At 36.9% G+C, this 14,837-nt stretch carries 16 protein-coding genes; 12 read left to right on the top strand and 4 right to left on the bottom strand.

Going from position 1 to position 14,837, the window contains the following annotated elements; all coding sequences use genetic code 11:
* The first annotated feature begins 5 nt into the window (after nucleotides 1–5).
* The 6 genes from IGK77_RS14215 to IGK77_RS14190 are packed head-to-tail and all read left to right on the top strand — an operon-like array spanning nucleotide 6 to nucleotide 4,371.
* Complete coding sequence (locus tag IGK77_RS14215; protein ID WP_074801453.1) at nucleotides 6–260, top strand: hypothetical protein; 255 nt, start codon at nucleotides 6–8, stop codon at nucleotides 258–260.
* A gap of 9 nt (nucleotides 261–269) precedes the next feature.
* Nucleotides 270–620: a hypothetical protein gene (locus tag IGK77_RS14210; protein ID WP_074801451.1), complete on the top strand. Its 351-nt coding sequence runs from the start codon at nucleotides 270–272 to the stop codon at nucleotides 618–620.
* Nucleotides 611–2,203, top strand: a complete 1,593-nt coding sequence (locus tag IGK77_RS14205) for a hypothetical protein (RefSeq protein WP_438713227.1) — start codon at nucleotides 611–613, stop codon at nucleotides 2,201–2,203. Before IGK77_RS14210 ends, IGK77_RS14205 begins: the two co-directional genes overlap by 10 nt.
* A 5-nt stretch (nucleotides 2,204–2,208) precedes the next feature.
* Nucleotides 2,209–3,117: a hypothetical protein gene (locus tag IGK77_RS14200; protein WP_071866516.1), complete on the top strand. Its 909-nt coding sequence runs from the start codon at nucleotides 2,209–2,211 to the stop codon at nucleotides 3,115–3,117.
* Nucleotides 3,118–3,152: 35 nt separating this feature from the next.
* On the top strand, nucleotides 3,153–4,046 hold the full coding sequence (locus IGK77_RS14195; protein ID WP_074801445.1) for a hypothetical protein: 894 nt from the start codon (nucleotides 3,153–3,155) through the stop codon (nucleotides 4,044–4,046).
* A complete protein-coding gene (locus IGK77_RS14190) occupies nucleotides 4,039–4,371 on the top strand; it encodes a DUF4176 domain-containing protein (RefSeq protein ID WP_071866518.1) in 333 nt (110 codons plus the stop codon). The genes IGK77_RS14195 and IGK77_RS14190 overlap by 8 nt, the downstream gene beginning before the upstream one ends.
* A 174-nt stretch (nucleotides 4,372–4,545) precedes the next feature.
* Here the strand turns inward: IGK77_RS14190 and IGK77_RS14185 are convergent, their stop codons facing one another.
* Together IGK77_RS14185 and IGK77_RS14180 are read right to left on the bottom strand one after the other, a co-directional pair.
* Nucleotides 4,546–6,153 (bottom strand): SWIM zinc finger family protein, encoded by a 1,608-nt coding sequence (locus IGK77_RS14185; protein ID WP_074801442.1) that lies wholly within the window; start codon nucleotides 6,151–6,153, stop codon nucleotides 4,546–4,548.
* Between the two features lie 172 nt (nucleotides 6,154–6,325).
* Nucleotides 6,326–6,793 carry an Rrf2 family transcriptional regulator gene (locus IGK77_RS14180; RefSeq protein WP_066025859.1) on the bottom strand — a complete coding sequence of 156 codons (468 nt, stop codon included), beginning with the start codon at nucleotides 6,791–6,793 and terminating at the stop codon, nucleotides 6,326–6,328.
* Nucleotides 6,794–6,914: 121 nt separating this feature from the next.
* Between IGK77_RS14180 and IGK77_RS14175 the strand changes: the two genes are divergently transcribed.
* The 4 genes from IGK77_RS14175 to IGK77_RS14160 all read left to right on the top strand — a co-directional run bounded on the left by IGK77_RS14175 (nucleotide 6,915) and on the right by IGK77_RS14160 (nucleotide 10,423).
* Nucleotides 6,915–7,760: an SDR family oxidoreductase gene (locus IGK77_RS14175; RefSeq protein ID WP_074801439.1), complete on the top strand. Its 846-nt coding sequence runs from the start codon at nucleotides 6,915–6,917 to the stop codon at nucleotides 7,758–7,760.
* 449 nt (nucleotides 7,761–8,209) lie between these two features.
* Nucleotides 8,210–9,394 (top strand): glycoside hydrolase family 73 protein, encoded by a 1,185-nt coding sequence (locus tag IGK77_RS14170; protein WP_071866521.1) that lies wholly within the window; start codon nucleotides 8,210–8,212, stop codon nucleotides 9,392–9,394.
* A gap of 195 nt (nucleotides 9,395–9,589) precedes the next feature.
* Nucleotides 9,590–10,030 carry a DUF2798 domain-containing protein gene (locus tag IGK77_RS14165; RefSeq protein WP_071866522.1) on the top strand — a complete coding sequence of 147 codons (441 nt, stop codon included), beginning with the start codon at nucleotides 9,590–9,592 and terminating at the stop codon, nucleotides 10,028–10,030.
* Nucleotides 10,031–10,114: 84 nt separating this feature from the next.
* Entirely contained in the window at nucleotides 10,115–10,423 is a 309-nt protein-coding gene (locus IGK77_RS14160; RefSeq protein ID WP_071866561.1) for a hypothetical protein, read from the top strand.
* 175 nt (nucleotides 10,424–10,598) lie between these two features.
* Here IGK77_RS14160 and IGK77_RS14155 read toward each other — a convergent pair whose 3' ends face one another.
* Nucleotides 10,599–11,846: a glutamate-5-semialdehyde dehydrogenase gene (locus IGK77_RS14155; protein ID WP_071866523.1), complete on the bottom strand. Its 1,248-nt coding sequence runs from the start codon at nucleotides 11,844–11,846 to the stop codon at nucleotides 10,599–10,601.
* A complete protein-coding gene (gene proB, locus IGK77_RS14150) occupies nucleotides 11,846–12,649 on the bottom strand; it encodes a glutamate 5-kinase (protein ID WP_074801434.1) in 804 nt (267 codons plus the stop codon). Before proB ends, IGK77_RS14155 begins: the two co-directional genes overlap by 1 nt.
* Nucleotides 12,650–12,863: 214 nt before the next feature.
* On the opposite strand from proB, the gene IGK77_RS14145 reads away from it, so the two are divergent.
* Entirely contained in the window at nucleotides 12,864–13,391 is a 528-nt protein-coding gene (locus tag IGK77_RS14145; protein ID WP_010734058.1) for a dUTP diphosphatase, read from the top strand.
* Nucleotides 13,392–13,456: 65 nt separating this feature from the next.
* Nucleotides 13,457–14,827 (top strand): DNA repair protein RadA, encoded by a 1,371-nt coding sequence (gene radA / locus IGK77_RS14140; protein WP_019723034.1) that lies wholly within the window; start codon nucleotides 13,457–13,459, stop codon nucleotides 14,825–14,827.
* Nucleotides 14,828–14,837 lie beyond the last annotated feature (10 nt).

The following is a 14,837-nucleotide window of genomic DNA, read 5'->3' as shown; positions in this document are numbered from 1 at the left end:
AATAGATGACGAAAATCGCTTCTCAGGAATCAACTGCAACAGCAGCCGCATCAGGAATAAAAAATGTTTCTGTTAGTAGTAGCAAAACAAGTTCTTTAAGCAAGAGCACGATCAGCAGTATGAAAACAGGCGTAGAGGTCAGTAACAACCTACTCACCGATATTTCAAATCTAGTTACTTGTGTCAATGAACAGGCAAACAAATTTCCCCAGCTTGCTCAAGCAATCGCAGTCAGAGACAGTCAATCAAGATTCAAGTAAGGAGTCAGTATGGAAAAGGAAGAGTTGATCGCTGAATATGATCGTAAAATCAGCAACAATGAACAACGATTGGAGCGTCTGAGTAAAGAAAAACAGCAGTTAAAACAATGTATGCATTATTTAGAGATGGATATGCGAAAAAGCTTTCGAGAAATCCAACAATTCACAGAAGAATTAGTATCTCAAGGAAGCCAAGTTGCTCGTTGGGAGCAAAATGAGAATGAAGGGAAATCAACTTACTTCACGCAGTTGGTAGAAACCCAACAGCATCAACTAGATCAAGAATACTTAAAAGGTTTGATAAAACTTGAAGAAGAACGTACGGAACTTCAGAAAGAAAGGAATAAACGATGGGACTAATCTATTCAGCCACAGAGTCTTCTAATTTAATGAGCAATCTGACCACTAATTTATCGCTTACTCGTACAACGATCACCCAACTACGAACAGGTAGTCAACAAGTTGTTCAAGCGGTTGATGGCAAAAAACTCTCCGGAGCGGCTTATCAAGCCGGTAAAGGACTGTTTTCTGAGTTGATCATACCTACGATCAATCGGGTAAACACTGCGGTACAAGGGATTCAGTCAGACTTGAATCTTTACTCTTCCGCACATCAAATGATTGCCAGTGAAGGATACTTGGACGAAGAGAATTTAAGCGGACAGATTCGTGCCAAAACATTCGCTAAACAATCGATCGATAACCACGCGCAGACGATTAGGCAGATCGCTAATACAAGCATATTACCAGGTATTACAGAAATGCTCAGTGATTTTCATCGAAACTTGATGCGAATGGCGGACAGCCTGCAAGAAGATATCTACAAGTTGCAACGCAAACAACAAAAACTGCATGCCTTTAACACCCAAACCAGTGGACTGTTCAATAACAGTCTGCTGGAATTGAAACTCGCCATGCAAAGCGTATTAGTCTTGAATCAAACAACCATCAAGACAGACGGTAGTTATGTATTGCCGAAAGGAGTGGATGGGAGTTGGTTTGAGAAGTACAAACCAAACGGACAAGCATTGTTAGAAGAATCTTCAAACAATGCTTACTTAGAACTGTATGCGGAGATCGAAAAATTGGTCCAACCCCTGAAAGATGGGAAAACCGATACAATCAGACGACTTGAAATGTTGCTCAGCAATTATCCTGATGCATTGGTAAACAAGTTGGCATCCAACGATGAATTTTTGATACTTGCTAATCATCTACCATCAGGTATGAAAAATAAATTATTTAGCGGTCTTGCAAAATATGAAATGTTCGGTAAAGCTGTTGCTCAAGGAAAATGGATTCCTAAAATCGATACGATAGGCAAGGCATATCTACATTTCACTAAATTTACGTCCCCTGTAAAAACCTACGTCAGCGAAGCCTTGAAGAAATCTCAATTTGTGCAAGGAGCTAAAAATTGGGGTGTTGCCAAAGGATTAGGAACGGCAGGACAAGTAGCTACTTACGCGCAATTAGGCGTCACTTTCGCCGCCAATGCGGTGAATGAATATGGAAAAACAGGAAGTGTTGGTAAAGGAATAATAGGTGGTGGAATAGAGATGGTGAAGAGTATTGGACCGTTAGAGGGAATGACGATTGGTAGTGCAATAGGAGGGGCTATTGGTACCGCAATTCCTATTCCGTTTTTGGGAACAGTTTCGGGAGCTGTAGGAGGTGCACTAATTGGTGGAGCTATAGGTGGAATAAACAAGTTAGTGCAATTTGTTAAACCAGATATCTATGATAGTGCAAAAGATGGAGCTTATAGTTTGCACGATAAGGCGTCTGAAGCTATAAGTGATGTCACAAAAAAGATGGGGAAATCAGTGACACAAAATATAAGCACAGTAAAACGTGTGTTCAGTAATATTCAGGTAGTGGGAAAATCAATAGGAAAGGTGCTATCTTCAGTAAAACTATTAGGGGTTAGCGTTAATGGATAAAAATAATGAAGCAGCTATTCAATGCAACATTCGAGGAAAGTTTAAATTTATGTGATGATACATTTGTTACTTTTATGAATAAAGATGTTAATCAATTGCCGGATCCAACAGGCGGTAAGGTAGTTGCTAGAGTGATAGGAGTACTATTGCTTGTCTTTTTAATCGGAATCAATTATTTGATCGCCGTAATATCCACGAAAATTAGTAAAGGAGAACTAGGACCCAGTACAGTTCCTACACCAGAGATCAATTTTTTACCAATGTGGTCGTTTTATTTATTATTTTGTATCTGGCTAATTTTAGTTTTCATTTTTAGGGATAAAGGGGAGTATTACCTTACAAGAATAAGAGGTCAATTCAACTTAAACTTATATATCATTTGGTTAGTGATAGAGATGAATCTTTTATTCATAACTGTATTTTTTAACCCCCTTACCATTTTAGGTATGTTGTTCGTGCTAGGCTCAATCGGGCTAGTAGGCTATGTCGTGTTTAGGAGTAAAAAACGTACGATTGAATATGTGTTATATGAAGTTGAGAGAAAAAAAGACAGGGTAGATATACTGGTAGATAACGTAATGAAATTAGCAATGAAATATGGCTGGATGGTTGTGATTATCGTCATGATATGGAAGTTCATATTTCCAAATAGTGATGAAGTACGAACAGATTTTGTTGGATTCATAGGTATGTTAGGTATGTGGATAGCTATGGATATTGCAATAATTTTTGCAGAAGCCTATCTATATTTCCCCTATCTATTACAGGGGTATTATAAGCAAAAATACACAGAACAATACCGCAATTGGGAAAAGAAGAGTCAGCTAGAATGGTACGGAGAGAAGCATTTTAATAAGCACATCAAAGGAACTGATAGAGAAGAAACAACAAAAACACAAGGAGTAGATATTTAAAAATTAGAAGAGATTAACTCTAATTGGTGAAGAATATGAAAAAATTATTCAATGCGACGTTTGAACAAAGCTTAAACTTGTTGGATGATCGTTTAGTCGATTATATGATAAAAGACACTGAAAAAAGAGGATTATATAATGGGAAAAAGCGTTTTTTATTAATATCTATATCAATAATTTTAATAATGGCACAATATGGTTTTGTTAAATTTACTGAATTAGGGATGAAAGATCCTGATAGAAATAGCCTTGTTCCTGAACCAGATATAAATTTTTTGACAGAAAGTTTTTTTTGGATATTTCTTTTTATGTATTTATTTATCTGGTTATATACAAGATATAAAAATAAGAATAATAGTAGTACAAGAATTTTTATTACAATGAACACCTGTAACAATTACCTTATTTGGTTAATACTGACAGTAAATTTATTTTTTATTACTATGTTTCTGAAACTATTAACTTCTATTGGGATGATAATCGTTTTGATTTTATTAACCATAGTAGGTTATATCGTTATTAGAAGTAAATGTAATTCCTTAAATATAAAAATGCTTAATATAAAAGATAAAGAAAAAAATAAAGTCGATGATTTTATAGAAAAAATCATTCAAATGGTACTGAATTACGGCTGGATAGTGGTCATAATAGTTATAATTTGGAATTTTATTTTTCCAGATGGAGATACACCTCGAACAGATATGGTAGGTTTTATAAATATTTTAGTGATGTGGTTAGCGTTTGATATAGGATTTATGATCGCCGAAGCCTATCTATTCTTCCCGTATCTATTACACGGTTATTATAAACACAAATACTCAGAAGAATACCGCAATTTTGAAGGGAAAACACAATTAGAATGGTACGGAGAGAAATATTTTAACAAACATATCAAAGGAACTGACAAGGAGGAAATATATAATGAATGAGGGGAAAAAGTTATTACCATTAGGAAGTGTCGTGTTGCTTGAGGAAGGGTTACAAAAATTAGTCATCGTTGGAAGAGGTGCTGTATATACAGATCAACAGTCGAAAAAAGATACGTTTGCAGACTATATGGCAGTGCTTTACCCCTCAGGATTAAATCCTGAAACAACGATTTTTTTTGATCATGGAAATATCGATAAAGTTGTTTTTGAAGGATATAGTGATGAAGAAGAAGTGAGATTTTTAGATATCTATAGCAAGTGGGAGACTGACGTGAAGCAAGCAACCAGTAAACCAGCCCAATCAATTCCGGTTGGATTTGATTGACAGATGAACCGGCATGTTATTTAAAAGTGGTTGAAATGCTTTTTCTTTTTTAGGAAAATATAGGAAATCAACGAATTTATTTATAAGCGTCTATACAAAAAGCCGAATCAACAAGCAATGCTATTGATTCGGCTTTTCGAAATAATGACTGTGAATAGGGTCGCTATCGCTAGATTATTTATATGTTTTTTCTAACTTTTTTAGTTCTTCTAGCATTGCTTTTCTGCGCGGGTACTTTTCTTTTAGTTCTTTGATCAGTAATTGAACAGAGATCGTGCTACTAGGGAGGGTGGCCATTTCGGCGATCAGCAAAGCCATTTTATGATACCGTAAACGTGTAGTCGTCTCAGCAGCCATCCGGCGTAATTCATATTCATATTTTTGAAGGAGTGCTTCTGGGAACTGCTTTCTTAAGAAAGAAAAATAGCGGCTGGCTTCTTCCAGTCCAGGTGACTTGAGAACATAATCCAACAATAGATCGTATCGTCTTTCTTTCGAATAGAACAATCCAACGTCTGTACGATACTTTAATTTTTCAAATAAGTTTTCTCGTACTTCTTCCCACTGATCAATCGAATATGTTTTTTTCAATTGATGAATCAAATTCATATCGACGGTCTCTCCTTCTAATAGGAGATGTAAAATTTGTTCCGCATAAAGCTCTTTTTTTCCTAACTTATGATAGAGGTTTTTTAATGCATAGCGATGCAAGGTGACCATATCAGAAGAGTGTTGATCTAATACAATACTTTCATTCAAAACAGTAATTGCTTCTTCATAAGCTCTCTTTTGCATCAGATAGTCAATATATTGTGAACGTATAGTTGGAGATTGCCAGCTTTCACGTGCACGTTGATGAATTTGGTTGTCTGTATAATTCAAATTTTCCATTTGGCGAATGGATAGAAGTCGTTTGTTTTTATAGTTGAAGTGTCCGCCATTTTCAGATGTTTGATCAAGTTTTTGCTGATCCTGATCAAAGTACTGTTCGGGGAATTCTTCATGTAAAATTTGTTGGATATAAAAGCTAGATTGGCCTGCACTAATTATTTTGGTCGAAAGTTTAGAATATATTCGTTGTTTTTCTGGCTCGGATGCATGTCTCAGTAACTTTTTCCATAGAGAATAACAGTGATGCATGATAAGACTGATATCATTTTCTACATTATGTACTTTTGATAAATCAAAGTGTTCCACTATTCTGTTCATTAATTCGAATGCATGAAGGATTTGCTTTTTTTCGATTGATGTATCAATAAGACTGTTTAAAAATTCAGACAGTTCTTTATTGATGTTTTGAAGTGTACGATCATGAATGTTGCTCCCAGAATAATGTGTATGTTTTTCTAAAATAACAATCATTTTATCGTAATCGTCAATATTTTTGATTGCAGTATGTTCTTGGAATCGTTGAGTTAGTTCTTGATTCTCTTTTAAAACATTTAATAGAAAGTCTTGAATATCTTGTTCATTTGCATAAGAGATCAACTTGACCAGTTCATTTGCTTTTTCCTGCTCTTTTTCTTGTTCATATTTGAACAAGATAGCTACGACATGAGGACAATGACCTGTGTCTTCGTGGGAGCAACTGCAAGACAGACCATAGAATTGGTCGTCATCTGTTAACTGGACAAGTACGTCATACTCCTTGTTGTTTTCTTCTGTGACTTTTGCGATGATTTTTTCTTTTGTAAACAAATATCCATGAACACGTTTTTCAATAAACAATTCATAGCCATGATCTAAATCAGATTCCCAAAAACCGTTTTTCCAATCTTTCATAATATTTCCTCCTTTAGTTATCTTCATAGTTTAATTTTACCGAATAAATAAAAAGAAAACAGCAATTTTTTTCCAGTACGAAGATTATTTAATCTATTATAAAAGTAATAATAATATAAAACTGTTATTTTAATTTTTAGATAACTAAAAGTAACTCCGATTTACTTAAAAACTAAAGGAATTTTTCCACGAGTGGCTGATTTTCTGGACGTTTCTCTTTTTCTGATAATACAATCTGTTTAATGAGTCCATCTAAAGTGATTACTGCCATTTCTTCTTCCACTTTTTTTTGTAATCGAGAATAAGTTGCAGCTAAGACTTCTTGGATATTAGCGCCTACCACGCAATTCGGATTTGTTTTTGGGTCTACTTGGATCAAATTCGTGTTACCTTCAATACTTCGATAAATTTCCAATAAATTGATATTTTCGGGAGCTTTCGCAAGTACGGGTGTTGGTTTTCCACTTGTTGTATGGATAAGGTCTGCTTTTTTTAATTGACTCATGATTTTTCGAACATTCGTTGGATTCGTTTCAATGCTACTTGCAATCATGTCACTTGAAAGTAAATCAGTTCCTTGAAATATGTGGATATAAGCTAAGATATGAATTGCATCGCTTAATTGTAGAGAATATTTCATTAAAATCCATCCTTTCAACTTGATTTCTTGACTTATCTTAGCATACTCTTTATGATAATGGTGTATTTTAAAAATGTACAGCTATATGAACAAAAATAATTAATCAATAGGGAGTGGGAATATGACTTATTTAGTAACAGGAGCAACTGGAGGATTTGGACACTACGCTTTAGAAGAATTAAAGAAACTGGTTCCTTTGAAGGAAATCTATGTCCTTGCTCGTAATGAAGAAAAAGCCCAGAAATTAATTGAAGCAGGTCTTCAAGTTCGCATCGGTGATTATGCAGATCGCGAGACAATGGTACAGGCGCTACAAGGCATCGATCGTCTATTATTTGTATCAGGTGTACCGGGAAACCGACAAGCTGAACATCAACATGTTGTAGAAGCAGCAAAACAAACAGGGGTTTCTTTCATTGCCTATACTAGTTTTGCGGATGCAGATCATTCGACCAGTATCTTGGCTCCAGACCATCAATTTACAGAAAAAATCATCAAAGAATCTGGTATCAAACATACCTTTTTAAGAAATAACTGGTACCTAGAAAATGAGATGCCATTGATTGAAGTAGCATTGAAAACTGGTCAGTTTGTTTATGCAGCTGGCGAAGGCAAGACCGGTTGGGCGTTAAAGAGAGAGTATGCAGAAGTAGCTGCAAAAGTATTAGCAGGAATGGATTATCCTGAGGTCTTAGAATTATCTGGAAAACCAATCACCTATCAAGCCTTGGCAGAACAGGTTGCTAGAGTAAGCGGGAAATCTTTAGAAATCCTTTCGTTGGATGCAGATGAATTCACAGCTAAACTAACAGCGTCGGGATTTTCTCAAGGTGGTGCAGAAATGACGACTGCAATCCAAAATGATATTCGCAACAATCAGTTAGATGTAACTTCTGATGATTTTGAAAAAGTATTAGGTCGCAAATTGACTTCGATAGAAGATGGGTTAAGGGAGTTAGGTATCTAGCAAATTTACGTAAAAAGTAGAGTTTGTAGAAAACATTTTCTTACTCATTATTTGTGTTGTTTTTCTTTTAAAATTCAAATCAAACATAGGTCGAGTAGCTAAGAGTCAGTTGTTGATTTTTAGTTTCTCGACTTATTTTTTGATGGTGCTGTTTAGTTAGTTTTTTAGTTTAAAGGAATTTCATGCTTGCGTTATCTCAGCTATTTATTGTTTTGTTTTAATTTATTTTATAAGGTTTGACATAAACGTTTTCCTGATTTAAATATTTCTACCACTTGTAAATCTTAATAATTTTGTGGCTGAAAAGAGGTATATAGTTGTGTATAATTAAAAATGTGTGGTTTTTATGGAGTAATAAAATTAATTTTTTGAAGATTTGATGATACATATATCTGATCTCTCATAATTGCACATGCTGTTATAAAATTATTGAGAAAAAGGAGAATGAAATGAAAGCAAAAAATATTTTATTTAGTGCAATCGTTCTAAGCAGTTTAGTATCTACGAACCTTGTAGTACTTGCAGAAGAATCAATAACATCGAGTTCTACTGAAACAACAGTTTCAACCCAAATCGAGGGAGTAACGGCAACCACTGAATCAGACGGATCAGAACAGACTAGCGAACCTGTAGAAAAAACAGAAGTAATTACGAATCCTCTAACTAATGGAGATGAATTAACGCATACGCATCAAGCAGATTTATCACAATTTGAAAGTCCAGAGGTATCAGCTTTTTCTGCACGTTCTTCTGTTAATGCACAACAAGCATTTATAGATAGTATTGCAGCAAGTGCCCAAACATTAGCTAACGCAAATGATCTATATGCTTCAGTTATGATTGCACAAGCGATTGTGGAAAGTGGCTGGGGCAGAAGTACGCTATCTGCTGCTCCAAATTATAATTTATTTGGTATCAAAGGTAGCTATAATGGACAATCTGTTACGATGCCAACTTCAGAGTTTATCAATGGGCAATGGATTACTGTAAATGCAGCTTTTCGTAAATATCCATCTTATGCAGAGTCATTACAAGATAATGTGACGGTATTGAAGACTACTTCTTTCCAACCAGGAGTCTTCTTCTATTCAGGTGCATGGAGAAGTAATACTTCTTCTTATCGAGATGCCACAGCATGGTTGACGGGCCGCTATGCTACAGCTCCTAATTATGGTTCTATTCTAAACAACGTGATTGAAACATACAATCTTACTCAGTATGACACACCGAATGTCGATACTTCACCAATGTATCGTTTATATAATCGTAGTACTGGACAGCATTTGTATACACTAAATGTAGGTGAGAGAAACCACCTATCTACAGTTGGTTGGATCTATGAAGGAATTGCGTGGCAAGCACCAAACAGTGGGCAACCGGTGTATCGTCTATACAATCCAAATAACGGGGATCATCATTACACGATGGCTCAGTCAGAAATCAACTTTTTGACACCTCTTGGTTGGAGATATGAAGGGTTAAGTTTCTTTTCAGGTGGATCCAAACCAATTTATCGTTTGTTTAATCCAAATGAAACAATAGGAACGCACCATTATACGTTAAGTTCAGCGGAACGAGACTCATTGACACCATTGGGTTGGAGATATGAAGGTATCGGGTTCTATGCGTATTAAAACAAGATGCTGCAGTTTTATAGTTGATTCCAATTAAGAAAAATTGATTGAGATGATAAATATTGCTCCTAGGTTTGTTCTTAAACCGGGAGCGATATTTTTTTTGAATAAAAAAACTTAACGCAAGTTATGAAAAAAACTTACGAAAAATTTTCATTTATGCTATGCTGTTTTTCATGAAAAGGAGTGATTGAAGTGCCAACAAACAAAAAAGAAGGAATTATTTTTACAACGATGATGTGTTTTCTGATGGTTTTAGGGATGAGTATCTATAATCTCTGGTTACATAATGCGTTGCATGTATCAAACTTATTCGTAGGCCTTATACCAGGATTTATCGTGGCATTTATCTTAGATGTTTTTATCATAGGAGTAATCGCGAAAAAGATTGCTTTCAAATTACCTATAAATAAACAAAATAAAATGCAAATGATCCTCACGATTTCATGCCTCATGGTTTTAGGTATGGTGACATGTATGTCATTATTCGGTATTGTTATTGAACAAGGGATTCCAGAACAATTTCTTTCTGCCTATCTTACAGCTTGGAAAATGAATGTGATCATGGCGTTGCCGTTACAATTATTATTTGTCGGTCCAGTTTCACGTGCAGTTTTGGCGACGATCCAAAAATAAATAAAGAAGTCTCTATGTTGTCGCTAGCAACTTTCTGGGAGATAAGCTAAAATGCAAGCAAGACATAAATGTGAGGCTTAGATGATGATCGAAGAATATTTTAAAGAGGTAGGCTTGACGATGGTCGAACTACCTGTTGAATGGGTAGATGAACAGTTGATTTATCGAGGGTTGATCAAGGAGCTTCCGACGATCAATGCGGAGGCTAATTCAAGGGCAAAAATGCAGCAACAATTAGCAGAGACCTACCGAATCTATCGTGAACAACTTCTTCTTGAATCAGAAGAGGAAAAAGAAACTACCACGAATCTGACGAGTGAACAATTATTGCGCTATTATGATGGAGAAACGTTTGATGGCTTTTCTTTATTTGATCAATTACCGGAAGAATAGTCTATCAAGGGAGAATGTGCTAGTAGTGTTCACTATTTAGCAATAAGACGACATCCACGAAATTTGTTTTCAAATTTTTGTGAATGTCGTCTTATTTTTTAATAAAGAATATTCTGGTTTTTACGTAACTTTATTATGAAAGACACCTCAAACCTCAAATGTTTCACGGGAAACATTATTTGCGGATTTGTCCATCTCCATAGATGATGTATTTCGTCGTTGTTAACTCATTCAACCCCATTGGACCTCTAGCGTGGAGTTTTTGTGTAGAAATACCGATTTCTGCACCGAAGCCAAATACTGAACCATCCGTGAAGCGAGTGGAAGCATTGACGTAAACAGCAGCTGCATCAACTTCATTTAAAAAGCGTTGGCTTGCTGTGTAACTGTCCGTCACGATAGCTTCGGAATGTTGTGTATTGTGACGGTTGATATGTTCGATTGCTTCGTCCAAAGAATCAACGATCTTAACCGCTAAAATATAATCCAAATATTCTGTATCCCAATCGGTTTCGTCTGCTAAGGTTGCGGTCTCTAAATAATCCAACGCACGAGCATCTGCATGTAGAGAGACACCATGTTCAACCAGTGCTTGCTCAATAGATGGCAAGAAGAAAGGCGCGATCTCTGAATGGATCAGCAAAGTCTCGGCAGCGTTACAGACAGAAGGGCGAGATGTTTTGGCGTTCACAATGATATCCACTGCCATGGCTAATTGTGCTTCTTTATCGATATAGATATGGTTGTTGCCGGTGCCTGTTTCAATGATTGGGACAGTGGCTTGCTCTTTCACACGTTTGATCAACGAAGCACCACCTCGAGGGATCAATACGTCTAAATAATCTGTTAAACGCATCAATTCCGCAGCGGTCTCATGAGAGGTATCATCCACGAATTGGATTGTATAAGGCGATACTTCAGCATTTTCCAATGTTTCTTGAAGTAATTCAACCAACAATTGATTGGAGTGGAAGGCTTCTTTTCCACCACGTAAAATCACTGCATTTCCTGATTTAAATGCGAGACTGGCCGCATCAGTTGTCACATTCGGACGTGATTCGTAGATCATGCCGATGACCCCTAGAGGGACACGCTTCTTGCCAATCAATAAACCGTCTTCGTTTTGCCACATGTGATCGACTTTTCCGATTGGATCGTCTAGTTGCGCCACTTTAATGATTTCTTCCGCCATTGTATGGATACGTTCTGGTGTTAGCCGTAAACGATCTTGCATTGTTTCGCTAATATTATTTTCTGTCGCTTGATCTAAGTCTTTTTGATTGGCTTCAAGAATGGCTAGTTGATTTCTCTTGATTGTTTGTGCCATTTGCAACAATAAGTCATTTTTTTGTTTAGTCGGCATCAAAGCAAGTTCGCGTGCGCCTTTTTTTGCTTGTTTCCCAAGTTGGATAAGATCAGTCATTATAAAACCTCCTTAAATAATGTTCCGATTTCTTTTCCAGCCAAAATATCAAAAATGATTGCTGGATTTTTTCCATTTGCTAAGATCATTGGGCGATTTGCTTCAAAGATCCTTAAAGCTGCTTTTAGTTTGCTTGCCATCCCACCAGTTCCGTAGGTGCTACCAGCACCACCTGCTTGGGCCATCAGTTCATCATCGATTGCGGTAACTGTTTGATACATTTCAGCGTCAGGATTGATGGTTGGATTATCCGAATAAAAACCGTCGATATCTGAAAGAATGATGAGTAGATCAGCGGCAATCAGTTTGGTAACGATCGCAGATAACTGATCGTTGTCGCCAAATTTGGTGGAGTGATCTAATTCATCAACTGCGACGGTGTCATTTTCATTGACGATCGGAATGGTTCCCATTGCTAGTAGCTGTTCTAACGTATTGACAACATTTTTTCGGCTTTCAGGGTAATCGATAACATCTCGCGTCACTAAGATTTGGGCAGTTTGTTGACCATACGCACTGAACCGTTGATTATAGATATTCATCAATTCAGCTTGTCCAATTGCTGCAATCGCCTGTTGTTCTGGGATCGTATTAGGACGCTTTGCTAAATTCATCTTGTGCATCCCAACACCTACTGCACCGGAAGAGACTAAGACGATTTCTTTGCCTTGATTACGAAGGTCAGAGAGAACAAAAGCGAGTTGATCGATTGCGCCCAAATTGATGTTGCCATTTGGATAGATCAACGTACTTGTTCCTACTTTTATAATGATTCGTTTTGCTTCTATTATTTCTTTTCGCATGGAGCACCTCAACTAATCTTTTTTACACAGAAATGATTTTGCTCTATTCTACTTGTTTTCAATCATAAAGTCATGTTTTAATAAACTTTTTTTCAAAAAATCAATAAATTTGTTTCTTAAATAGAGAAAGGAATTTCATGAAGAATTCGTTAACTTTGGGTATTCAGTCGCTTGGTATGTTAAAATAGAACTAGTTTACTCTGGGAGGGATTCGGTGAATAAAAGAGGTTTTGAAGTAATTACACGTTATCAGGATCAACAGATCCAATTGCCGCAAAGAGCGACTCATCACGCTGCCGGTTATGATTTTGAAGCAGCAGAAGATGTGGTGATTCCAAGTGTTTGGAAAGCCGGGTTCAAGCAAGGACTAACAGCTGTATCAGATGCGCTTATCTCTGAAATGTCAGCAGAGGAAAAGAAAATCAAACCCGTTTTAGTGCCTACAGGAATCAAAGCGTATATGGGTGAGGATGAATTCTTACAATTAGCCAATCGTTCAAGCAATCCATTAAAACGTTTTTTGATTTTGACTAATGGTGTCGGCGTGATCGACAGTGACTATTATAATAACGAAGCAAATGAAGGGCATATCATGTTCCAATTCACGAATTTTGGTTTCAAAGATGTAGTGATCAAAAAAGGGGAAAGAATTGGGCAAGGAATCTTCCTACCGTTCTTAAAAGCGGACCAAGATCAAACCGCTAATGCTCGTCAAGGTGGATTTGGTTCATCCAACCAATAAGCAAAGTAGATTTAAGTTATCTTTAACTCAAGAAAAGTAAAATGAAAGACAGGTGGTACACCGAAATGGCCAAAAAAGCAAAAGTTCAATTTGTTTGTCAAAATTGTGGCTATGTGTCGCCTAAATTTTTAGGACGTTGCCCAAATTGTGGCAAATGGAATACCATGGTTGAAGAAATCGAACAAGATACAACGGACCGCAGAGTACGAACGAGTTTGACCGGAGAAAAAGCCAAGCCAACAAAAATCGCTGAGGTGGTTCCTAAGAAAGAACCACGAGTAAAGACGAAGCTAGAAGAATTGAACCGTGTTTTAGGCGGTGGTGTGGTTCCTGGCTCGATGGTTTTGATCGGTGGCGATCCTGGTATCGGAAAATCCACCCTACTCTTGCAAGTATCACAGCAACTGGCTGCTATTGGTGGAAAAGTCCTTTACGTATCGGGAGAAGAGAGTGCGGACCAAATCAAGTTGCGTGCAGAACGATTAGGTTCGATCGACACAGAGTTTTACTTGTATGCAGAGACAGATATGAATGAAATCAGTCGAGCCATCGAACAAATTTCACCTGATTATGTCATTATCGATTCGATCCAAACAATGACTCAACCTGATATTACGAGTGTCGCTGGTAGTGTTAGTCAAGTGCGAGAAACCACAGCTGAGCTATTGAAAATCGCAAAAACAAACGGTATTGCCATATTTATAGTAGGTCATGTCACGAAAGAAGGCTCGATTGCAGGTCCGCGCATGTTAGAGCACATGGTTGATACGGTCTTGTATTTTGAAGGTGAGCAACATCATAGTTTTCGTATTTTACGTGCCGTCAAAAATCGGTTTGGTTCCACCAATGAGATCGGTATTTTTGAGATGCACGCCCATGGGCTTGAAGAAGTAGCGAATCCTTCACAGATTTTCTTAGAAGAACGATTGGATGGAGCGACAGGTTCAGCGATCGTTGTCGCCATGGAAGGAACACGCCCGATCTTAGTAGAGATCCAAGCTTTAGTCACACCCACGATGTTCGGAAATGCCAAACGAACAACGACTGGTTTAGACTTTAATCGGGTGTCATTGATCATGGCAGTCTTAGAAAAACGGGCAGGATTATTGTTGCAAAATCAAGATGCTTACTTAAAAGCAGCTGGTGGGGTAAAATTAAATGAACCTGCGATTGATTTAGCAATTGCAGTCAGTATTGCGTCTAGTTACAAAGAAAAAGGAACACAACCAACGGAGTGTTTTATTGGAGAAATCGGTCTGACTGGTGAAATCAGAAGAGTCAACCAAATTGAACAACGAGTAAAAGAAGTACAAAAATTAGGTTTTACAAAAGTATATTTACCTAAAAATAATTTAGGTGGTTGGAATATTCCAGAGGGTATCGAAGTCGTAGGTGTTGCTACACTTGATGAAACTCTTAGACGAGTATTTCGTTAAAATCAAAATG

The sequence above is a fragment of the Enterococcus sp. DIV0806c genome (assembly GCF_051710905.1).
Taxonomy (GTDB): domain Bacteria; phylum Bacillota; class Bacilli; order Lactobacillales; family Enterococcaceae; genus Enterococcus_B; species Enterococcus_B mundtii.
This window is presented reverse-complemented; position numbering and strand designations above follow the sequence as displayed.